18 protein-coding genes are annotated in these 22,486 nt (G+C 56.9%); 10 read left to right on the top strand and 8 right to left on the bottom strand.

The annotated features are described in order from the left end of the window. Nucleotides 1–95: 95 nt before the first annotated feature. From OK409_RS16940 to OK409_RS16930, 3 genes are all read right to left on the bottom strand, one after another. Nucleotides 96–1,571, bottom strand: a complete 1,476-nt coding sequence (locus OK409_RS16940; RefSeq protein WP_010256584.1) for a SulP family inorganic anion transporter — start codon at nt 1,569–1,571, stop codon at nt 96–98. Next, entirely contained in the window at nt 1,568–2,203 is a 636-nt protein-coding gene (locus tag OK409_RS16935; protein ID WP_029519418.1) for a carbonic anhydrase, read from the bottom strand. The genes OK409_RS16940 and OK409_RS16935 overlap by 4 nt, the downstream gene beginning before the upstream one ends. A 580-nt stretch (nt 2,204–2,783) precedes the next feature. After that, entirely contained in the window at nt 2,784–3,593 is an 810-nt protein-coding gene (locus tag OK409_RS16930; RefSeq protein ID WP_010699771.1) for a 5'-nucleotidase, lipoprotein e(P4) family, read from the bottom strand. Nucleotides 3,594–3,699: 106 nt separating this feature from the next. Between OK409_RS16930 and OK409_RS16925 the strand changes: the two genes are divergently transcribed. Both OK409_RS16925 and OK409_RS16920 read left to right on the top strand, forming a co-directional pair. Continuing rightward, the gene (locus OK409_RS16925) at nt 3,700–4,407 is read left to right on the top strand and encodes a polyphenol oxidase family protein (RefSeq protein WP_157353769.1); all 708 of its coding nucleotides are present in this window, start codon (nt 3,700–3,702) and stop codon (nt 4,405–4,407) included. A 267-nt stretch (nt 4,408–4,674) separates the two neighbouring features. Continuing rightward, the gene (locus OK409_RS16920) at nt 4,675–6,693 is read left to right on the top strand and encodes an NADPH-dependent 2,4-dienoyl-CoA reductase (RefSeq protein ID WP_264367251.1); all 2,019 of its coding nucleotides are present in this window, start codon (nt 4,675–4,677) and stop codon (nt 6,691–6,693) included. Here the strand turns inward: OK409_RS16920 and rlmG are convergent, their stop codons facing one another. Further along, nucleotides 6,694–7,812, bottom strand: a complete 1,119-nt coding sequence (gene rlmG / locus OK409_RS16915) for a 23S rRNA (guanine(1835)-N(2))-methyltransferase RlmG (protein WP_115387154.1) — start codon at nt 7,810–7,812, stop codon at nt 6,694–6,696. Nucleotides 7,813–7,895: 83 nt separating this feature from the next. On the opposite strand from rlmG, the gene OK409_RS16910 reads away from it, so the two are divergent. Continuing rightward, nucleotides 7,896–8,399: a M48 family metallopeptidase gene (locus tag OK409_RS16910; protein ID WP_010256568.1), complete on the top strand. Its 504-nt coding sequence runs from the start codon at nt 7,896–7,898 to the stop codon at nt 8,397–8,399. On the opposite strand, the gene OK409_RS16905 is transcribed toward OK409_RS16910, so the two are convergent. Next, nucleotides 8,396–10,084 carry a chloride channel protein gene (locus tag OK409_RS16905; RefSeq protein WP_264367250.1) on the bottom strand — a complete coding sequence of 563 codons (1,689 nt, stop codon included), beginning with the start codon at nt 10,082–10,084 and terminating at the stop codon, nt 8,396–8,398. The two genes, OK409_RS16910 and OK409_RS16905, sit on opposite strands and share 4 nt — an antisense overlap. A gap of 146 nt (nt 10,085–10,230) precedes the next feature. On the opposite strand from OK409_RS16905, the gene OK409_RS16900 reads away from it, so the two are divergent. The 3 genes from OK409_RS16900 (at nt 10,231) to sstT (ending at nt 13,911) form a co-directional block, all read left to right on the top strand. After that, nucleotides 10,231–11,217 (top strand): Gfo/Idh/MocA family protein, encoded by a 987-nt coding sequence (locus OK409_RS16900; RefSeq protein ID WP_182500818.1) that lies wholly within the window; start codon nt 10,231–10,233, stop codon nt 11,215–11,217. A 257-nt stretch (nt 11,218–11,474) separates the two neighbouring features. Further along, nucleotides 11,475–12,443, top strand: coding sequence for a TerC family protein (locus tag OK409_RS16895; RefSeq protein WP_010256559.1), 969 nt, complete (start codon nt 11,475–11,477; stop codon nt 12,441–12,443). Nucleotides 12,444–12,678: 235 nt separating this feature from the next. Next, the gene (gene sstT / locus OK409_RS16890) at nt 12,679–13,911 is read left to right on the top strand and encodes a serine/threonine transporter SstT (protein WP_010256557.1); all 1,233 of its coding nucleotides are present in this window, start codon (nt 12,679–12,681) and stop codon (nt 13,909–13,911) included. A gap of 196 nt (nt 13,912–14,107) precedes the next feature. Here sstT and OK409_RS16885 read toward each other — a convergent pair whose 3' ends face one another. From OK409_RS16885 to uxaC, 3 genes are read right to left on the bottom strand one after another with little or no spacing between them, the layout of a single operon-like run. Beyond that, nucleotides 14,108–15,598 carry a UxaA family hydrolase gene (locus OK409_RS16885; protein ID WP_031590941.1) on the bottom strand — a complete coding sequence of 497 codons (1,491 nt, stop codon included), beginning with the start codon at nt 15,596–15,598 and terminating at the stop codon, nt 14,108–14,110. 4 nt (nt 15,599–15,602) lie between these two features. After that, nucleotides 15,603–17,051, bottom strand: coding sequence for a tagaturonate reductase (locus OK409_RS16880; RefSeq protein WP_264367249.1), 1,449 nt, complete (start codon nt 17,049–17,051; stop codon nt 15,603–15,605). A 2-nt stretch (nt 17,052–17,053) separates the two neighbouring features. After that, a complete protein-coding gene (uxaC, locus tag OK409_RS16875; protein WP_010256553.1) occupies nt 17,054–18,469 on the bottom strand; it encodes a glucuronate isomerase in 1,416 nt (471 codons plus the stop codon). A gap of 399 nt (nt 18,470–18,868) precedes the next feature. Here uxaC and OK409_RS16870 point away from each other — a divergent pair, with 399 nt between their 5' ends. The 4 genes from OK409_RS16870 to mzrA all read left to right on the top strand — a co-directional run bounded on the left by OK409_RS16870 (nt 18,869) and on the right by mzrA (nt 22,382). Continuing rightward, nucleotides 18,869–20,173, top strand: a complete 1,305-nt coding sequence (locus OK409_RS16870; RefSeq protein WP_264367248.1) for an MFS transporter — start codon at nt 18,869–18,871, stop codon at nt 20,171–20,173. 86 nt (nt 20,174–20,259) lie between these two features. After that, nucleotides 20,260–21,036 (top strand): transcriptional regulator ExuR, encoded by a 777-nt coding sequence (exuR, locus tag OK409_RS16865; RefSeq protein ID WP_022623920.1) that lies wholly within the window; start codon nt 20,260–20,262, stop codon nt 21,034–21,036. A gap of 324 nt (nt 21,037–21,360) precedes the next feature. Then, nucleotides 21,361–22,035, top strand: coding sequence for a DedA family protein (locus tag OK409_RS16860; protein ID WP_010699781.1), 675 nt, complete (start codon nt 21,361–21,363; stop codon nt 22,033–22,035). Continuing rightward, entirely contained in the window at nt 22,035–22,382 is a 348-nt protein-coding gene (gene mzrA, locus OK409_RS16855) for an EnvZ/OmpR regulon moderator MzrA (protein ID WP_010256540.1), read from the top strand. The genes OK409_RS16860 and mzrA overlap by 1 nt, the downstream gene beginning before the upstream one ends. Nucleotides 22,383–22,486: the final 104 nt, after the last annotated feature.

Here is a 22,486-nt window from a genome sequence, read left to right as displayed (position 1 = left end):
AAACTGGGGCTCTATTATGCATCGCAAATAAAAAAATCGGATATCCGAGATATCCGATTTTTGCTGTTCTGACGACTTTACCGTTGCGCTAAACGCTATTTTACGGCAACCGGCCACTGACTCAGGCGAATGCCGCGTTTGTCGGCGTTATCGCCAAAATCTTTCAGCACCGCTTTGACGTCGGGATCGATATATTCCGCATTGTCGTTATCGACGATGACGACGCTGTTCTCCGGGATCTCATCCAGCAATCCCTGAAGCTTTGGATTGTGCATAAAGGTCAGGTTCTGCTGAAAGCGCAGCACGTAGTGGTCGTCATAGCGGGTGAGCTGCAGCGCGTTGCGATGGCTCTTATAGATGCTATAGAGGATCTGCGTGGCGATGCCGATACCAATCCCGACCAGCATGCCCAACGTGATAATACCGACGATGGTGGCCAGAAACGGCACGTACTGCTGGGCGCCCATCCGGAACTGCTCAATAAACAGTTTGGGTGTCGCCAGCTTGTAGCCGGTATAGAGCAGCACGGCAGCGAGGCTGGCCAGCGGAATGGCGTTCAGCATCTCACTGAACCACATACCGCAAATCAGCAGCAGCACACCGTGAATGAAGATCGACAGTTTGGTCTGCGCGCCCGCACTGACGTTAACCGAACTGCGCACGATCACCGCCGTTATCGGCATCGCGCCAAGAAAACCGGCCGCCAGGTTACCGATGCCCTGCGCGAACATCTCTTTGTTAGGCGATGGCGCGGGCGTCTGAGGACGCAGTTTTTTCAGCGCCTCCTGACTCAGCAGCGTTTCCAGACTGGCGACCAGGGCTAAGGTCACCGCAACGACCCAGACCTGCGGATTCTGCCAGGCCATCCAGTCGGGCGTTTCCAGCTCTGCTACCAGCGCAGAAATGCTGTCAAAAGCGGGCAACGAAATGCGCGCCAGACCGCTGGTCATCTCCGGGAACAGCCGTCCACCCACGACGGTAGCAAGGCAGCCTATCAGCACGGCAATCAGCGGCCCAGGGATCCAGGCCAGCGCTTTGATCCGCTTCACCGGTGCGGTGGTCCAGAGACATAAAATGGCCAGACCGACACCCGCTACCGCTACCGCAGGCAGCGAGAAGGTCATCTCACCGGTCACCAGTGAAACCAGCTCCGCATCGCCCGCGGCTCCCAGCGCCACCGGGATCTGCTGCATGATCAGCAGCAAACCGATCGCTGCCAGCATCCCTTTGATGACGCTGCCCGGCACCAGCGAAATAAACCGTCCGGCACGCAGCAGGCCAAACAGACATTGCAGTGCTCCGGCGATAATCAGCGCGGTGAGAAAGGCGGAAAAGCTGCCCAGAGACGCCATTGAGGCGACGACGATGGTGACCAGGCCTGCCGCCGGGCCGCTGACGGCAAACCGGGACGGACTCAGTGATGTGACCACCAGGCCGCCAATCACACCGGTCAGCAGACCGGCAAACGGCGGTAATCCGCTGGCCTGTGCGATGCCAAGACAGAGCGGTAAGGCGACCAGAAACACCACCAGACCCGCAGGAATGTCGCGACGCAGGGTATCGAGGTTCATAATGAAGGTTCCTCTGCAGATTGATGAATCAGCTCTTTAAGATGGCCGGAGCGCAGGTCATACACACAACCAAACACCTCCAGTTCCTGGCCCGATTGCCAGATTTGCCGGACCGGTTCAGATTTCACCAGTCTGGCGAATTGCGCCTTAACGTTGGCCTCAACCAGCCGATCGAGCTGTTCACCCGGCTCCGCGTCTGAAGGGGGGCTTTCCGCCAGGCCATGCTGAATGTCATGACGCAGCGTCTGAATGCGTCTCGCCAGCGCGCTCTCCTGCCCGTCCAGCACGCTACCCGGCAGATTCTGCGCGGCTTCCACCCCACCGCAGCCATAGTGGCCGCTTAATACAATGCGTTTTACACCGAGAAAGAAGAGCGCGTATTGCAGCACGCTCAGTAAATTGTCATCGTCCTCAATCACCATGTTGGCGATATTACGATGCACAAAGAGTTCGCCAGGATGGGAGCCGGTTAAGACTTCTGCCGGAACGCGACTATCAGAACAACCTATCCAGAGTGAGTGCGGCTTTTGCTGATGAAGGAATTTTTTAAAGTAGTCTGGATTACGCTGGCGGCGCTGTAATGCCCAACTGCGATTTTTCGCTAATAAGGGTTTAAGTGTCGTCACAATCATCTTCTCTCTACTACCGGGATGTCGCATCCTGGCTAACCACAAAGTGTATCGGCTCACAAATAAAGCGTGAGCCGCCAGGTAAATAAGAACTGAGTCACAGAAAAAGGTTATAGCCGCTAACCATTACCAATGCACGAGCAATATTTCACAGCACTTTAACATCATGCTATTTGTCAATCTGGCGTCAGTAAGAGTCAGGGGTAAGTAAATTTAATTAAGCAGCAGAGAAGTGAAATAATTAGCGGAAACCATTTTAAGATCAATAATATCAATAGATTAAAATATAAAAGATAATAAACTAAAGTTATTGCTGACAAAAAAATACAATCATTAACCAAGGGGATATTCACTGCCATACCAACCGGCCTGCTTTTTACCAGGAATACTCTTAATTAAAAAATTAACCATTAGCACGATCAACCGGCTTAATTGCTGATAGCCAGTCAGATATGCCTGATTTTAGATAAGAATGAAGCAAGAGATAATTAATTTAATTTGCAGCAAAATAGTGACGGGAGAAAGTAAATCAGGACCATGTTTTAACAGAGCCTGACACGGTCAGGCTCTTTTTCTTGACGAATTATTTACCGTTCCAGCTTTGCAGGCGCGATTCCCGCACAGACAGCTGCTGTTCGGGCGTCAGTTTATTGTAGTTTTCCGCCATTCCGCTCTCCCAGTCGCCGTAGAGCGGATTCGGCAGCACGATGAACTGCGTTCCAAACTGCTGATGGTTAAGATTCACAAAATCACGACGCGTCTGATTACCCTGATGCCAGGTCGCGCCACCAAAATCGTTGAGGTTATCGCCAACGTAGAGCACCACGTTATAGCCGGCATTTTTAATGGCATCGAAACGCGCCTGCTTATTGGAGCTGTCAGTATTCAGACGTACCGTTTTATCGCTGACGTTGGGAAAGCCGAGCTGCTGCATGTTAGCGACCGTGGCCGCGTAATCTTTCTGATCGCGGTTCGACACATAGAACAGCGTGCCGCCATTCTGTGTGACATGACGCGCAAACTCTATCGCGCCCGGCACCGCTTTCGCCTGCCGCGCCTGTGTCCAGGCTGACCAGGTTTTGCTGCTGAACGGCTGGCCGTTCTTCGCCTGCCACGCGCTGTAGGCACTGTTATCCAGCATCGTCTCATCCAGATCGACAATCACCGCTTTGGGTTTGCCAGTCAGCGAGGGGGCCTGATCAAACGCCATACGCGCGGTATTAAATGCCTGCCAGGTCAGCGCCTGATATTCACCAGACTGCTGGAACCAGTTTACCGCCAGCACCGATTGCTGGCCGAGTTGCTGCTGCGCGGTCTGATGTGTCGACGAGGCGCAGCCGGTAAGCAGCAGCGCGACCAGTCCGGATGCAGCCAGTTTTGCGGAGGTTTTCATCATTTCATCCTTAAGGTGAGAAAGGTCTGAGGAGAAGCTTCAAAAATGTAGCAGTTAACGTAAGCTGTGGGCAGCCCAACGCACGCTGTTATAACAGGAGATTCCTATGGCCGTGATCCCGCGCTCGCCATTGCTCGATTCGCTGGAGTGGCTCGAATATGCGTTTCAGCCAGCCGGAGAGCCCCCACCCGCTGATGCCGCCTATGGACATCAGCGCCACAGCGCGACCGTGGTCACCGATATCGAGAACATCCCACCCAAAAGCTGCGAGTCTGATGGCGTGATCGGCAGCGGGACGCGCCCGGTGGCGGTCTACACTGCCGACTGCCTGCCAGTGCTGTTCGCCGATCGCCAGCAGCGGATCGTGGCCGCGGTTCATGCCGGACTCAAAGGTACGCTGGCGGGTGTGCTGACCCGCGCGGTTGAAAAACTGTGCGAACAGGGCTGTGAGCCGCAGAACCTGATGGTGGCGATCGGTCCGGCGATGGGCCCCTGCTGTTATGAACTGGCCGAACCGCAGCTGGCGGAGATTGCGCAGAACCCGGCATTGGCCAGCGGGCTGCGCTGGCACCAGAACCAGCCGGTTAATCCTCTGGCGCAACGTCCACAGGCCGCTGCCCGCCAGCAGGGTGTCTGGTTCGATCTGCCTGCGCTGGCAACGCATTTGCTGATAAACGCGGGTGTGCCGGCTGCGCAGATCGATAACGTCAATGTCTGCACCTACTGCATGGCCGAAAGCGGTTCAAGCTACCGCTTCAATACCCACCACAGCAGCGGCTATCACTCCCGCTATTCGTGGATCCGTCGACGTTAATGGGTTTTCTGGCACCGCGCTGACAGCATGTAGCGGAACCTGAACAGCGACGGGCGCTGACGCCTGTCGCGAAGCTACGCGGGCCACGGATGACGGTCTTAACCTCTTTGCGCAAGGCACGGGCGACCTCCGCCCACTCTTTGTTACTCACCTCACTCCCCTGCCGTTGTTTATGATTTCACTCACACCCTGACATTCTTTCACTTTTTTTTAACGCAGAAGTGGCTAGAGTGAACTCATCCGACCACTTTACCGTGAGTGACTATCATGTCCGTCAATCCTGACTATCCTGCGCTGTTTACGCCGCTGGACCTTGGCTTTACCCGACTGAAAAACCGCTTCCTGATGGGGTCGATGCACACCGGACTGGAAGAACACCCGGATGGTGCAGCCCGGCTGGCGGCTTTTTACGGCGAGCGGGCGCGTGAAGGCGTCGCGCTGATCGTCACCGGCGGCATCGCCCCCAATGCCCAGGGTGTCACCACCGCGCATGGCGCGATGCTCACCGACGAGACGCAATGTGACTGGCACCGGCAGATCACGGAGGCGGTACATCAGCATCAGGGCAAAATCGCCCTGCAGATCCTGCATACCGGTCGTTACAGCTATCAGCCCGATCTGGTTGCGCCCTCGGCACGCCAGGCGCCGATTAACCCGTTTACGCCACAGGCGATGAGCGAGGCGGCGATTGAACAGACCATTGATGACTTTGCCCGCTGCGCCCGACTGGCACAGCAGGCGGGCTACGATGGCGTGGAGATCATGGGTTCCGAAGGCTACCTGATTAATCAGTTTCTGGTAAAGCACACCAATCAGCGCACCGACCGCTGGGGTGGCGACTTCCGGCAGCGGATGCAGTTCGCGCTGGCGATTACCCGCGCCGTTCGCGCCGCGACCGGTGACGCCTTTATCATCATCTTCCGGTTGTCGATGCTCGATCTGATCGAAGAGGGCAGCACGCTGGAGGAGACGCTGTTGCTGGCGGGCGAACTGGAGCAGTGCGGCGTCACGCTGTTTAATACCGGTATTGGCTGGCACGAGGCGCGCATCCCGACCATCGCCACCTGCGTGCCGCGTGCGGCCTTTGCGTGGGTGACGCAGCGCCTGCGTGAACAGGTGAAGGTACCGGTCATCGCTACTAATCGCATCAACCATCCCGCCGTCGCCGAGCAGCTGTTGCAGTCCGGCTGCGCCGATATGGTGTCGATGGCGCGCCCTTTTCTCGCCGATCCCGCCTTTGTCACTAAAGCACAGCGCGGTGAACCGGACAGCATCAACACCTGCATTGCCTGTAATCAGGCCTGCCTCGATCAGGTGTTCGCCGGTAAAATTACCTCCTGCCTGGTCAATCCGCGCGCCTGCCATGAGTCGCTGATGCCGGTCATCGCCAGCACCGCCCCGCGCATGCTGGCCGTAGTGGGTGCCGGTCCGGCCGGCATGGCGTTTGCGCTGCAGGCGGCGCAGCGCGGTCATCAGGTAACACTCTATGAGGCCGCGCCGGAGATAGGCGGCCAGTTCAATCTTGCACGGCTGATCCCTGGCAAATCGGAATTCAGCGAAACGCTGCGCTATTTCCGGCATGAGCTGGCGGCCGCAGGCGTGACGGTTCAGACAGGCAGTCGGGTAACGGCGGATCAGTTGAGTGACGCCGATGAAGTGGTGCTGGCGACCGGCATTCAGCCGCGTACGCCCGATATTCCGGGCATCGACCACCCCAGCGTGCTGAGCTATCTGGAGGTGCTGCGCGATAAGCGCCCGGTAGGTAAACGGGTAGCGATTATCGGCGCAGGCGGTATTGGCTTTGATGTGGCGGAGTATCTGTCACAGCCATCCCATGACGAAGATCTGGCGGCGTTTTATGCCGAATGGGGCATCGACCACAGCCTGACGCAGCGTGGCGGCGTGATGAAACCCGAGCCGCCTGCTGCGTTACGGCAAATCTGGCTGCTGCAACGCCGATCGGGAAAACCGGGTGCCGGGCTGGCAAAAACCACCGGCTGGATCCATCGCGCCAGTCTGCAGGCGCAGGGCGTTGAGATGTGGGGCGGCGTTGAGTATCTGGCGATTGATGACAGCGGCCTGCATCTGCGGCGCAACGGCGAAACGCTGTTGCTGGAGGTCGATAATGTGATTATCTGTGCCGGACAGGAGCCGCAGCGCGAACTGGAAGCCGCGCTGCGTGCAAAAGGACAGAGGGTGACAGTCATCGGCGGTGCAGATGTGGCGCAGGAGCTGGATGCGCGCCGTGCGATTGCGCAGGCGACGCAGCTGGCATTAACCGTCTGACTAGCGCATTTTCACCGCGCGCAGCACCACGAACTTCTGGTTAGAGGCGATCAGCGTACAGTTACCAAACAGCTTCTTCAGCTTGTGGTGATAATCGAGGTGGCGGTTGCCGACAATGCGCAACTCGCCGCCATACTGAAGGCAGCGTTTGGCATCACGGAACATCTGCCATGCCAGGTGATCGGTCACCGCGTGCTGCTGGTGGAACGGCGGGTTGCACAGCACCGCGTGCAGCCGATCTGACGGATAGCCGCTCAGCACGTTGTTCACCAGGAACTGACAGCGTGACAAATCCTCAGGACGGTTCACTTCCACGTTAAGCTTGCTGGAAGCGACCGCCATGTAAGACTCATCAAGGAAATGCACCTCGGCCTGCGGGTTCTGCTCCAGCGCCACCAGTCCCACCACGCCGTTACCACAGCCGAGATCGACAATCTCGCCCTCAATGTTTTCCGGCAGATGCTGCACAAAAAGCCGTGCGCCGATATCCAGCGAAGCGCGTGAAAAGACGTTGGCGTAGTTGTGAATCTGATAAGGGGTACCATCCAGCGGCCAGACCAGCGTCGGCGTGGCCTCACGCAGTGCAGGCTTGCTGAACTGGCTGTAGATCAGACGCGCTTTTTTCCACGCCAGTGAGGTTTTGGTTTCACCAATGATCTGTTCGAACAGCTGCAGGGTAGAGTTATGGATCTCTTTGGCGCGCGCCGCCGCCAGAATAACCGTATCAGGCGTGACAACTTCGCGAATGGCGCGCAGCTGGTGCTCCAGCAGCGCCAGGGTTTTAGGCACCTTGATCAGCACAGCCGCAGGTGAAGCAGGCAGTTCAGCCAGGCTATCAACAAAGTGAACGTTGCTGTCATCCAGCCCATTAAAGGTCAGGTTCTGACGGGCGGCCTGCTGGCTCAGCCAGGAGTCGCTGACGTGCCAGACGGTACGCGAATTCAGGGCGCAGGTTAAGGCCCCGAAACTGTCGTTGAAGACCAGCACCGGCCCCTCTGGCAGCGCCTGCTGTAACAGATATTCATCAGCCGCATCCCAGGCTTGTAATGGACTTTCGTCACGCATCTGCGGGAAGCGATGCAGGATCAGTGTGCGATCGTTCAGTTCAAGTTGGCTCATGAATTCTCCGGCGTGGTACACTTTGGTTGATTTTCGTCCCAAAATCGGGGGCGCAGTATACTGTCTTTCGCCTGGAATCCCTAATGTCCTCACTGATCTACCTTCAGGGTTATCCTGCCCCCCTTCTTGAGCAGGTTCAGTCATTGATCGCCCATCAGCGCTTAGGTGCGTTCCTGCAGGAACGTTATCCCGACACCCACGACGTGATGAGTGATAAAGCGCTGTATGACTACACGCAGGCGCTGAAAAATCGCTATATGCGCAATGCGCCGCCGATCAGCAAAGTGATGTGGGATAACAAGATTAAGGTGATGAAGCATGCACTCGGACTGCACACAGCCATCTCACGGATTCAGGGCGGTAAGCTTAAGGCGAAAGCGGAAATCCGTATCTCGACCTTTTTCCGCCTCGCGCCAGAGCCGTTTCTGCGGATGATCGTGGTGCATGAGCTGGCACACCTTAAAGAGAAAGATCACGATAAGGCGTTCTACCAGCTCTGCTGCCATATGGAGCCGGATTATCACCAGCTCGAATTTGATGCGCGACTGTGGATGACGGACCAGGCGATGCGCGGCAACGCGGCTTAAAGAAACTCCTGCGCTTTCTGAATCAGACTGGTTTTGGTCAGCGCCCCCAGAAAGCGCCGTTCCTGCGGATTGTTGAGCACCGGCAACCGCTCCAGCGTCACCGCCGCAAAGGCTTCCCATCCCTCACGCATACTCTGATTCTGATACACCACCGGGAAATCCTGATCCATCACGCACTGCACCGGTGAGTCGAGGGTGATCTCCTGGGCCAGCACCCGGCGCGAAATCTCATGAATCGAGACCACGCCAAGGAAAGCGCCCGCGGCGTTGATCACATAAACATAGCGTTCACGCTTCAGGGAGCTGACCGCCAGCGCCTGCCCCACCGACTCCTCCGGCTGCAACGCCGCACCCGCAATAATCAGCTCGGCAATGCGCATGTTATCGAAATCATATTTCGCTTCTGAACGGCTGAAGTGATGACTCACGACCGGATAAGTACTGGCGGATTGCAGGCGATAGACCACCATCGACGCCAGCACCGTGGCGATCATCAGCGGAAACAGCAGGCTGCTGTTGAGTGTCATCTCCAGCACCATCAGCATCGCCATCAACGGCGCCTGACTGACCGCCGCCAGCACCGCCGCCATACCAATCGCGGCATAGAGCAGCACATTGCCGAGCGGCAGATGCAGCGCCGCACCCACCGTCGCGATGATCACCCCCAGCAGCGCGCCAATCAGCAGCGAAGGGGTAAAGAGTCCGCCGACGGCGTTCGACCCTACCGACAGGCTGGTAGCAAGGGTTTTCAGCACCAGCAACAGCAGCAGACCCGGCAGCAGGTAGTGCCCTGCCATCACTTTGACGATCACCTCGTAGCCGTTGCCGAGGATATCAGTGGAGATCAGCGCCAGTAAGCCGACCGCAAAGCCGCCCGCCCCGAGGCGCAGCGGCAGGGAGGCGACCCGGCTGAACAGCACTTTGCTGCGGGCGATGCATTTAATCACGATCCAGCCCGCCAGACCGGCGCACAGACCAATCACCACCGTCATCAGCAGGCTGCTGAGATCCATAGCGAAGTTCGCGTCTGCCAGCGGATAGAGCGCGCTGCGAAAACCCAGCGTCCACATGGTCATCACCGCCGTGGCGGCAGCGATGATCAGGGGAATCAGCCGCTGCAACGCAGAAATGCCGAAGGCGATTTCCGCCACAAAAATCGCCGACGCCAGCGGCGCATGGTAAACCGACGCGAGGCCCGCCGCCGCCGCCATCGCCACCACGTCACTGTTTTTCAGGTTAAGTGAGGCCGGTAACAGGCGACCAATCGCACTGCCGCATAGTGCCGAGAGCTGCACCATCGGCCCCTCTTTACCTATCGACGCGCCGCTGCCGATACTGGCAATCGACGATAAGGCACGGAACAGTGAGGTCCGGGTCGGCACCGCATCGAGCCGGGCGTTGATCACTTCAAGGTAATCCGTTTTCACCGTCTGCTGCTGCTCAATGGCAACGGCATAACGCAGAAAATAGCCCGCCAGAACGCCGCCCGCCCCCACCAGCAGCGGCCAGAAGATCCACGGCCAGAGATGCAGGGATTCGGTTATTTCGCCACTGCGGGCAAACAGCAGATGGTTGATCAGTTCAATCACGCCGCGGAAAGCCAGCGTCACCAGCGACGCCGTACACCCGACCGGAATGGCGATCAGAAGTGTGGTCCAGTTTAATGCGTGCTTACTTGCTTTCACCTGCGCTCCCTGGTTGGTACATAAACATCATCGCTTCCGCATATTATTGGAATGCGGATCGCAGGATCAATCCCTGCCCGCCCGGCACCATTGCACAGCGTGGGTGAGATGTTACTCTGCCGCTTTACAGCTGCCGGAGAGATGACGTGATTCGTTTTGCCATTGTGGGAACAAACTGGATTACACGCCAGTTTATTGATGCCGCTCATGAAACCGGAGCGATGAAGCTCTGTGCGGTCTATTCACGCAGTCAGCAGCAGGCTGAGGCCTTTATCGCCGATTATCCCTGCAAACAGACCTTTACCTCACTGGAAGCGCTGGCCGCCAGTCCGGAGATCGATGCGGTCTATCTGGCCAGCCCCAACGCACTGCACTGCCAGCAGGCGCTGCTTTTTATGTCGCACGGCAAGCATGTGATTTGCGAAAAACCGCTGGCCTCTAACCTGGCAGAAGTGGAGCAGATGATCGCCTGCGCCCGTGAGCATCAGGTGGTTCTGTTTGAGGCGTTTAAAACTGCCAGCCTGCCGAATTTCCTGCGGCTGCAGCAGGCACTGCCTGACGTGGGGAAACTGCGAAAAGCGCTGCTGAATTACTGCCAGTACTCCTCACGTTACCCACGCTATCTCAACGGCGAGAACCCCAATACCTTTGATCCGCGCTGGTCGAATGGCTCAATTATGGATATCGGTTATTACTGCCTGGCCTCGGCGGTGACGCTATGGGGCGAGCCAGATCGCGTGCAGGCCAGCGCGACTTTGCTTGCAAGCGGCGTGGACGCGCACGGCGTGGTGGTGCTGAGTTACGCTGATTTCGACGTAACGATTCTGCATTCGAAGGTGAGTGATTCCAGCCTCCCCAGCGAGATTCAGGGTGAAGCGGGCGCGCTGGTGATAGAGAAGTTATCGGAGTGCCAGCAGCTGACTTTTGTGCCGCGGGGCGCGGAAAAGCAGACGCTGAGCCAGCCGCAGCATATCAACACCATGCTGTATGAGGCCGCCGCTTTTGCCCGGCTGGTTGAGCAGCGCCAGGTGGACCACCCTTCGCTTGAGGTTTCGCGGATTACTGCGTCGCTGCTGACTGAGATACGCCGCCAGACCGGCGTGATCTTCCCGGCCGACCAGGCTGCTGTGTAAATATTTCTAAATATGTCTGAGAGGTGTTGCTTCCTGTGCGGCTAAACCGTAACTTACCCTCCTGCAAAGGGGAGTAACTTGTAAGCTGATTGATCGTCATTACGATGCGAAAGCATCCGGTCATCAGGCAACCCGGAATCAATTTCTGTGTTGTAAGTGAGACCTTGCCGGAAGGCGAGGTTTGCTTACACAAAAATAAGCGGCTGACGTCTTCTGACTTCAGCCGTTTTTTTTTATTTTTCGGACAGGATACGAATATGCAAACTGTGGGTACGCCTTTACTGTGGGGCAGCTTTGCGGTTGTGGTGCTTATCATGCTGGCTATCGACCTGCTGTTGCAGGGACGCCGTGGCGCGCAGACCATGTCTTTCAAGCAGGCGGCCGTCTGGTCGCTGATCTGGGTTTCAGTCTCACTGCTGTTCAGCGCCGCCTTCTGGTGGTATCTGGAGGGCAGCGCGGGACGTGAAGTCGCTAACACGCAGACGCTCGCCTTCCTGACCGGTTACGTGCTGGAAAAAGCGCTGGCGGTGGATAACGTCTTCGTCTGGCTGATGCTGTTCAGTTACTTCTCTATTCCGGCCAATCTGCAGCGCCGGGTGCTGATCTATGGGGTATTAGGCGCTATCGTGCTGCGTACCATCATGATCTTCGCCGGTAGCTGGCTGGTCACGCAGTTCAGCTGGATCCTCTATGTGTTCGGTGCCTTCCTGCTGTTCACCGGTGTGAAAATGGCGCTGGCGAAAGAGGATGACAGCGCGGTGGGCGAAAAACCTGTGGTGCGCTGGCTGCGTAAGCATCTGCGCATGACTGACGATCTCGACGGCGAGAAGTTCTTCACCCGCAAAAACGGCGTGCTGTTTGCGACGCCACTGCTGCTGGTGCTGATCATGGTAGAAATCAGCGACGTGATCTTTGCGGTCGACAGTATCCCGGCGATCTTCGCCGTGACCACTGACCCGTTTATCGTACTGACCTCAAACCTGTTCGCTATCCTGGGTTTGCGTGCCATGTACTTCCTGCTGGCAAACGTGGCGGAACGGTTCTCGATGCTGAAGTATGGCCTGGCGATTGTGCTGGTGTTCATCGGCTTTAAGATGCTGATTGTCGACATCTACCATATCCCGGTCGGTATCTCGCTGGGTGTGGTCGGTGCCATTCTGGCATCAACCCTGCTGATTAATGCCTGGGTTAACCGCAAAAGAGACCAGAAAAAGCTCGCACCATAATTACCTGCAGGGGCAGCCGATGCCCCTGTTTTATTTTGTGGCAGCCTGTCACGCCATTTCATCCCTCTGTCACACTTCCACTATCCAGCATAATAAAAATCTGACCTGCTCCACAGTGACAGAACTTTCTCTTTTCTCGTCCGATCTTTTCCTTATACTCCGCCGGGCAAACCGTTTTAGCCGATGCAAAACATCGCGTCTGAAACTACATCCGCGACAAAATATAGAAAATATTATGCAGAAAACTCTCTCCGCACGTCTGGGCACGCTGCTCGCCGGAAGCCTGGTGAAGCAAATCATGATTGGGCTGATCGCCGGTGTGGCGCTCGCCTGGATTTCACACGATGCCGCTATCGCGGTCGGTCTGCTGGGTGAACTGTTTGTCAGTGCGCTGAAAGCAGTCGCGCCATTGCTGGTACTGATGCTGGTGATCGCCTCGATTGCCAACCACCAGCAGGGCCAGAAGAGCAATATCCGGCCGATTATTATGCTTTATCTGCTGAGCACCTTTTTCGCGGCGGTGGTCGCGGTGGTCTTCAGCCATCTGATCCCGCAGACGCTGACGCTGGCGGTGGGCACCACGGAAATCACACCACCATCCGGCATTACCGAAGTGCTACGCGGACTGCTGATGAGCATGGTGTCGAATCCAATCACGGCCCTGATGAACGCCAACTACATCGGCATTCTGGTGTGGGCAATTGGTCTCGGGCTGGCGTTCCGTCACAGCAGTGACACTACCCGCGCCTTTCTCAATGATGCCTCTCATGCGGTGACCTGGCTGGTACGCTGCGTGATTCGCTGCGCGCCGATTGGTATTTTCGGTCTGGTGGCCTCGATCCTCGCGTCTACCGGCTTTGGCGCGCTGTGGCAATATGCGCATCTGCTGGCGCTACTGATCGGCTGTATGCTGCTGATGGCGCTGGTGGTGAACCCGCTGCTGGTGTTCTATAAAATCCGTCGCAACCCCTATCCACTGGTCTTCACCTGCCTGCGCGAAAGCGGCGTGACCGCCTTCTTTACCCGCAGTTCTGCCGCCAACATTCCGGTGAATATGGCGCTGGCGAAACGTCTGGATCTGGATGAGGATACCTATTCGGTGTCGATTCCGCTGGGCGCAACCATCAGTATGGCGGGGGCATCGATTACCATTACCGTGCTGACGCTGGCGGCGGTGCATACGCTGGGGATCAGCATTGATGTGCCGACGGCGATTCTGCTGAGTCTGGTGGCGTCACTCTGTGCCTGTGGTGCATCTGGCGTGGCGGGCGGTTCGCTGCTGCTGATCCCGGTGGCCTGTAACATGTTCGGCATTCCGAATGATCTGGCAATGCAGGTGGTGGCGGTCGGCTTTATTATCGGCGTCCTGCAGGATTCGGCGGAAACCGCGCTGAACTCCTCAACCGATATTCTGTTTACCGCAGCCGTCTGTCAGGCAGAAGCGGAGCGCGAAACCAGCCGGGCTTAACCTTTCAGATAGCTCAAAAGCTCAAAGAGTGGGTGGCAGAGTCCGAAGAGCAAAGCGTCCCGCGCCAGGGAAGGCGCGGGCCGAGCGAGCAGGGATGCTTTAAGCGACTTTGCGATCGGACTCTGCCACCCACGAAGGGCACAGGATTAACCGACGGTAATAACAACATCAGGATCGCCATTGTTTGCCTGACAAACTATAGCGTCACACCGCTTTTGAAAATCGCCAGCTCGCGGAAATCGTTCTTCTCGTTGTTGGTCGGCTGACCGCTGGCAATCGCCACAATGCTGTCGACAAAGTCTTCCAGCATCGCATCCATACTCATTCCCTCGATCAACCGTCCGGCATTAAAGTCGATCCAGTGCGGTTTCTTCTCCGCCAGCGGCGTGTTGGTGGCCAGCTTCACCGTCGGCACAAAACCGCCATAAGGCGTGCCGCGTCCGGTACTGAACAGCACCATGTGGCAACCGGCTCCCGCCAGCGCACTGGTGGCGACCGCATCGTTACCCGGCGCACTCAGCAGATTCAGCCCCGGCGTTTTTAACCGTTCGCCATACTTCAGCACATCAACCACCTGGCTCTGCCCCGCTTTCTGAGTACAGCCCAGCGACTTCTCCTCCAGCGTGGTGATACCGCCCGCTTTGTTGCCTGGCGACGGGTTTTCGTAGATCGGCTGCTGGTGATCGATAAAATACTGTTTGAAATCGTTGATCATCGCCACCGTTTTGCTGAAGGTCTCCTCGTCGCGACAGCGACTCATCAGAATCCGTTCTGCGCCAAACATTTCCGGTACTTCGGTCAGTACGGTCGTGCCGCCATTGGCGATCATCTGGTCCGAGAAACGTCCCAGCAACGGATTGGCGGTGATGCCAGACAAACCATCCGAACCGCCGCACTCCAGACCAAACTTCAGCTCGCTGAGTTTGCCCGGCTCGCGCTGGTCGTGACGCATTTTTTCATACAATGCGTGCAGCCGCTCCAGCCCGGCTTCCACCTCATCGTCATGCTGCTGGCACACCATAAACTCGACCCGGTCGCTTTCAAACGCGCCGAGGGTGTCACGGAAGGCATCAACCTGATTGTTTTCGCAGCCGAGACCAATCACCAGCACCGCGCCAGCATTAGGATGGCGCACCATATTCTGCAGCATGGTGCGGGTGTTTTCGTGATCCTGCCCCAGCTGCGAACAACCGAATGTATGGCTGAACAGGAACGCGCCATCGATGTCTTCTGCATCCTGCGTCTCCTTCAGGAAACGCTGCAGGATCTGCCGTGCAATGCCGTTGACGCAGCCGACGGTCGGCAGGATCCACAGCTCATTGCGGATGCCAACCTCGCCGTTAGCACGACGGTAGATCTGCACCTCACGGTCACCCGGCTGCGGCGGCAGCGTCACAAACTCGGGCTGATACGCATATTGATCCAGATCGCTGAGATTGGTGCGGGCGTTCTGCGAATGGATTAACTCACCGGCGGCCACAGGCTGCGTGGCATGGGCAATCGGCAGCCCATATTTGATCACCAGCTCATCCTGCGCGATAGGCTGCAGGGCAAATTTATGCCCGCGTCCGACCGCCTGTTGCACCGCCACACGCAGTGGCGGCAGCTCTATCGTGGCGCCCGCGTCTAAATCACGTAACGCCACGGCGACATTGTCGCGGGGATCAATTTTGATTGCGTCTTGCATAGCGTTATCTCAGTTGGCTCAGCGCCTCACGCATTCCGTGGGCGATGATATTTTGCAGGTGTTGGGTGACAACCGCAGCCAGTCCGGGCTGACGGGTTAAATCTTCACCCCAGTGTTGCGCGTCGCTGAGTACGCCGTTCACCAGCTGTTGCGGTGACAGCTGATCCGCATCAAGTGCTTTCCAGGCGTCGGCGTAGCGCTGTAACCACTGCGGCTCGTCCTGCAATGGCCAGCTCTTGCCGGCTGACTCGCCGCGATAAAAAGCGATCAGCGCAGCCAGCGCAAAGGTGATGTGTGCCGGCCACTCGCCGGTTTGCTGATGCGCGGCAAGGAGTGGCGTCAGCAGACGGGTGCGGAATTTGGTCATGCCATTAAGGGCAATCGACAGCAGCGCGTGGCGAATAAACGGATTGCGGAAACGACGCTGTACCGCATCGGCAAACGCGTGCAGTTCATCGGCAGGCAGATCCAGCGTCGGGATCACTTCGTGACGCAGCAGGTCATCCACAAATCCGGCGATAGCCGGATCGGCCATCGCCTCTCCCACACTCTCAATACCGGCCAGAAACGCGACCGGTACCATTGCAGTGTGCGCGCCATTGAGAATGGCCACTTTTTGCGCTTTATAGGGCGCAATGTCATCCACATGCCGAACCTGCGGCGACAGCGCCGCCAGCTTCAGTTCATTAAACAGCGCCGACGGCCCCTGAATCACAAACTGATAGTAGACTTCGCCCGCCACCAGATAGCGATCTTCATAACCCAGCTCGCGTTGTAGCTGCTCGCTTTCCGCCGGGAAGCCGGTGACGATGCGGTCGACCAGGGTGTTATAGAACGCGCAGTGCTGATGAACCCAGGTTTTAAATTCGGAGGGCAGATGCCACTGATCGGCGTAGCGCAGCACCAGATCGCGCAGCGTGTCGCCGTTATGGTCAATCAGCTCGCACGGCACCACCAGCCAGCCCCGGTCGCTGGCGCCATTGAAGTGGGAATAGCGCGCCCACAGCAGCTGCGTCAGTTTGCCAGGGAAACTGCTGGCAGGCTGATCGGTAAGCTGATCCGTGCTGACAAAGGCGATGCCCGCTTCGGTGGTATTGGAGAAGACTATGCGCAGATCAGGATTACGGGCCAGCGCCATAAACTCGCCGAACTGCTGCCAGGGCTGGATTTCACGGTTGAGACTGCGAATCAGCCGGGTTTCGCTGACCTGCTCGCCCTGATCGTTCAGCCCGCGGATCAGTGTGGTATAGAGTCCATCCTGCTGATTCAGGCTGTCGCTGACTTCACGGTTGCGCGGCCGCACCACCACGATCCCGGCATCGGTGCCCTGATGTTCATTGAGCCAGTCGATCTGCCAGTCAATAAAGGCGCGCAGGAAGTTGCCTTCGCCGAACTGGATCACCCGGTCGCGATAGACGGCGCCCGGAAAGTCGTGACGGTTTAGCCTTTTCATTATCAGGCTCCCAGCTCGATGCCGAAGTAATCGCGGGCATTGTTGAAGCAGATGTTCTGTACCATCTGACCTAACAGCGCTTCATCGGCTGGCGCTTCACCCTGTTCCACCCAGCGGCCTATCATCTGGCACAACAGGCGGCGGAAATATTCGTGGCGGGTGTAGGAGAGGAAGCTGCGGCTATCGGTCAGCATGCCGACGAAACGGCTCAGCAGACCAATCTGCGCCAGCTGCGTCATCTGACGCTGCATACCATCCAGCTGGTCGTTGAACCACCAGGCTGAACCGAATTGCATCTTGCCCGCCTGACCTTCGCCCTGGAAGTTGCCCGCCATGGTGGCCAGCACTTCGTTGTCGCGCGGGTTCAGGCAGTAGAGAATGGTTTTAGGCAGCGCATTATTGAGATTCTGCGCGCCCAGCAGGCGTGCCAGCGGTTCGGCCAGCGGCTGGTCGTTGATTGAATCGAAGCCGACATCAGGCCCCAGCAGCTGGTACTGGCGCGGATTGGTGTTGCGCAGTGCGCCAATATGATACTGCTGCACCCAGCCACGGCGGGCATATTCGCTGCCCAGCCAGACCAGCACCGCCGTTTTAAACTGTGCCGTTTCCTGCGGGTTGGGCGCGGCACCGCTGCGACGACGCGCCAGAATCGCATCCAGCGTAGCGTCATCCGCCTCGGCGTAGCAGACCACATCCAGCGCGTGATCGGAGACTTTACAGCCGTGCGCCGCGAAGTGATCCAGCCTCTGATGCAGTGCGCTGCGCAGATCGTCAAAACGCTGCACGCTGATATCCGTCAGCTGCTCCAGCGTCTCGATCCACGGCAGGAAGGTTTCCGCTTCGATATTAAACGCTTTGTCCGGACGCCAGCTCGGCAGCACTTTAACGCTGAAACTGGCATCGTCTGCCAGCGCGCGGTGATGGCGCAGGTCATCCAGCGGATCGTCAGTGGTGCCCACCATCTTCACCTTCATCTGCTGCATGATGCCGCGCGTGGTAAAGCTATCCTGCGCCAGCAGTTCATTGCAGCGATGCCAGATGCTGTCAGCCGTTTTCTCAGAAAGCAGCGTATCGGTAATACCGAAAGGCCGGCGTAACTCCAGGTGGGTCCAGTGATAGAGCGGGTTGCCGATAGTGTGCGGCACGGTGCGCGCCCAGGCGTCAAATTTTTCACGATCGCTGGCGTTACCGGTACAGAACGCCTCAGCCACACCGTTGGCGCGCATGGCCCGCCACTTATAGTGATCGCCCTTCAGCCAGATGTCATAAAGGTTGGCGAAGCGATAATTTTCGGCAATCTGCTGCGGCGGTAAGTGGCAGTGATAGTCGAAAATCGGCTGATCCTTTGCATAGTCGTGATAGAGACGACGGGCGAATTCGGTATCCAGCAAAAAATCTTCGGTCATGAAACGTGACATACATGCTTCCTCATCGACTGAACCACGGATGGCCCAAAGTTATCATACCAATTTTAGTCCGTTACGGATTTATTTGCGATCCTGCTCACATAAACGGCGGTAGCTGGCTGCCGTTATGGACGTTTTTGTCGCCCGCATCGCGCTAAATGGCTGTCATTACGCAGGTTTCCAGTATCCCACAGTGCAGAAAGGGTTTTTGTGATGGCTCTCAACTTTTAAAGTTGTATAACAAGTTAGGCTCTCGCCCCATCGTGAGGTCGTTAGCGACTCACAAATGGCAAGGTCATAACAGGGTTGCTCATACAGAACCTGCGGGCGTGAGCAGAGCTGCATCACGTGCTGTCCCGCTCCAGATAACAACAGCGGCAAGACCGCATACAGAACTGGAAGAGGTAGAGGATGCGTAAGATCAAAGGGTTACGCTGGTACATGATTGGACTGGTGACGCTCGGTACGGTGTTAGGGTATCTGACCCGTAACACCATTGCCGTGGCGGCCCCGACATTAATGTCAGAGCTGCATATCACCACGCAGCAGTACTCCTACATAATTGCGGCCTATTCAGCCTGCTACACGCTGATGCAACCGGTGGCAGGTTATGTACTGGATCTGCTCGGCACCAAAGTCGGCTACGCGGTGTTTGCTATTATGTGGGCGATTTTCTGTGCCGCTACCGCGATGGCGGGCAGCTGGGGCGGACTGGCGCTGGCACGTGGCGCAGTCGGTGCGGCTGAAGCGGCGATGATCCCGGCCGGACTGAAAGCGAGCAGCGAATGGTTCCCGGCTAAAGAGCGTTCGGTCGCCGTGGGCTACTTTAACGTGGGTTCGTCTATCGGTGCGATGCTGGCTCCGCCGCTGGTGGTCTGGGCGATTGTGGCGCACAGCTGGCAGATGGCATTTATCATGACCGGTGTGCTGAGCATGGCCTGGGCACTCAGCTGGCTGGTGTTTTACAAGCACCCGAAACAGCAGAAGAAGCTGAGCGATGAAGAGCGCGACTATATTATCTTCGGCCAGGAAGCGCAGCATCAGACCGGCAACACCCGCAAAATGTCAGCACTGGAGATTATCCGTAACCGCCAGTTCTGGGGTATTGCCCTGCCGCGCTTTCTGGCAGAACCGGCCTGGGGAACGTTCAACGCCTGGATTCCGCTGTTTATGTTTAAGGTTTACGGCTTCAATCTGAAAGAGATTGCGATGTTCGCCTGGATGCCGATGCTGTTCGCGGACTTCGGCTGCATCCTCGGTGGCTATCTGCCGCCGCTGTTTCAGCGCTGGTTCGGCGTTAACCTGATCGTCTCCCGTAAGATGGTCGTGACGATGGGTGCGGTGTTAATGATTGCGCCGGGCACCATCGGCCTGTTCACCAGCCCCTACGTCGCCATTGGTCTGCTGTGCATCGGCGGGTTTGCGCATCAGGCCCTCTCTGGCGCGCTGATCACCCTCTCCTCAGACGTTTTCGGCCGCAATGAAGTTGCCACGGCTAACGGCCTGACCGGCATGGCAGCCTGGACCGCCAGCACCATGTTTGCGCTGGTGGTCGGTGCACTGGCCGATACGCTGGGCTTCAGCCCGCTGTTTGCCGCGCTGGCGGTGTTTGATCTGCTGGGCGCCGTCGTTATCTGGACGGTTCTGAAAAATAAACCCATTTCAGAGCTGAATGCCGAAGCCGTTATTCCGCAGGCCAGCGCCGTTCGCAGTTAATCTGCCGGGCTGGCGCAAGCCAGCCCATTTCCTCGCACCTCCTGAAGTGGTATAACAACTTATCTGTCTGCTACCAGGATTGTGCTATGGACTTCACTGAATCCCGTCGACTTTATCAACAGCTGGCCAGCGAGCTGAAAAGCCGCATTGAAACCGGGATCTATCCGGTGGGTGACAAACTGCCTGCTGAGCGCCTGATTGCCGAAGAGATGGAAGTGAGCCGCACCGTTGTACGCGAAGCGATCATCATGCTGGAAGTTGAAGGCTATGTTGAGGTCCGCAAAGGCTCGGGCATCCACGTCATTGCCAGCCAGCAGCAGAACCGCATCGCCTCCACCAGCAGTCAGCTGGAGTTCGCCACGTTTGGCCCCTTCGAACTGCTCCAGGCTCGTCAGCTGATTGAGAGTAATGTGGCCGAGTTCGCTGCAACGCAGGTAACGCGTCAGGACATTATCGACCTGATGGCGATTCAGGAAAAAGCCCGCCAGGAGGATCACTTCCGCGACTCCGAGTGGGATATGCAGTTTCATGTACGTATCGCGCAATCCACCCAGAACAGTGCCTTAGCCGCCATCGTTGAAAAAATGTGGCTGCATCGCCTGCACAATCCCTACTGGCTCAAACTTCACGAACACATCGACCAGCGCAGCATTCTCAGCTGGTGCGACGACCACGATCAGATTCTTAAAGCTCTGATGCGCAAAGATCCCGCCGCCAGCAAACTGGCGATGTGGCAACATCTGGAAAATACTAAACAGATGCTGTTTAACGCGACGGCGGATGATTTTGAATTTAACGTGGATCGATACATGTTTGGTGAGAATCCGGTCATCCTGCCTGATGGGTCCAATAACGCCCGCTAAAAGTGCCTGAAAATGCCCTGAGACGGTCAGTTAATCTGCAATAGTGTCAGGTCATGTAAAGCTCCTTTTTACACGCCGTTTCACAAGGTAAAACTCCTGTTCGCCAGAGAGTTTTCCTGTCTCAGACAGGCGATTTTTGTTACAGTTATCGCCCTTTTATTACCCTTTGCGACTGGGGGTTATAAAGTCGCTGATTTAACAATCAATTCTGGAAGGATCCGGAAAATCCCGCCCAGGCTGCGCTCCTAAAATTTATAACGAAATGCCGGTCTGCGTTTAAGTCCCTGTGGGACATGTTTAACAATGATGTTCAGGAATGAATTGATGGATATTTTGCAATCGTTGCTGCATGCCCTCTGGCAGCAGGACTACGAAACCCTCTCCGATCCCACGCTGGTATGGGCCATTTACGGCGTGCTGTTTATGATTTTGTTTTTAGAAAATGGCCTTCTTCCCGCTGCATTTCTGCCGGGTGACAGTCTGCTGATTCTGGTCGGCGTACTGATTGCCAAAGGCACCATGAGCTTCCCCCTGACGATTCTGGTGTTAACGACCGGTGCCAGTCTTGGCTGCTGGGTGAGCTACTTACAGGGCCGCTGGCTGGGTAACACGCCCACGGTACAGAAATGGCTCTCCCATCTTCCTGCCCAGTATCATCTGCGCGCGCACAGCATGTTCCATCGTCACGGCTTATCTGCCCTGCTGATTGGTCGCTTTATCGCGTTTGTGCGGACTCTGCTGCCTACCATCGCCGGATTATCAGGCCTCAGTAATGCCCGCTTTCAGTTCTTCAACTGGGTAAGTGCGTTCCTGTGGGTGGTGATTCTGACCGTTATCGGCTTCGCGCTGGGTAAAACCCCGATTTTCCGTCGTTATGAAGATGAGATGATGTTCTTCCTGATGATGCTGCCGCTGGCGCTGCTGGTGTTTGGTCTGGTGGGATCGCTGGTGGTGATATGGCGTAAGCGTCAGGCGAATCAGAACGGGAAAGCCGAGTAATGAAACTACTGCAGGCTATTCCTAAACGGTGGTTACCGTGGTTGATCGCTGGCGTCTTTGCGCTGGTCGCGCTTTGTGTGGTCCCCGGTCTGATGAAGCACGAGACGGTGGTGCAGATTCGGGTTTCCCATGCTGGCGCCACCCTGCCCGATGGTTTTTATCTCTACCAGCAATTAAGTGCGCAGGGTATTCGTATCAAAAGCATTACGCCTGCGGGTGATGCACTGATCATCCATTTTGATAGCGAAGAGCAGAGCCTGGCGGCCCAGAAGGTGTTACGCCGTCTGCTGCCACAGGGCTTTATTGTGGCGCAGCACGATCACTCTCAGCACCTCTCACTGGCGTAATCTCCCGACTCCCCTCTCCTTTTCAGACCGTCGCGCCATCGCTCGGCGGTCTGAAAGGCGCTCTATCTCCCGGTCTTCTTTGAACTTTTTACTATGGGTGTCTA

This window comes from Pantoea sp. RG18, from assembly GCF_025910075.1.
GTDB lineage: Bacteria > Pseudomonadota > Gammaproteobacteria > Enterobacterales > Enterobacteriaceae > Pantoea > Pantoea agglomerans.
Note: the sequence above shows the minus strand (reverse complement) of the source record. Positions and strands in the feature narration are given on the sequence as shown.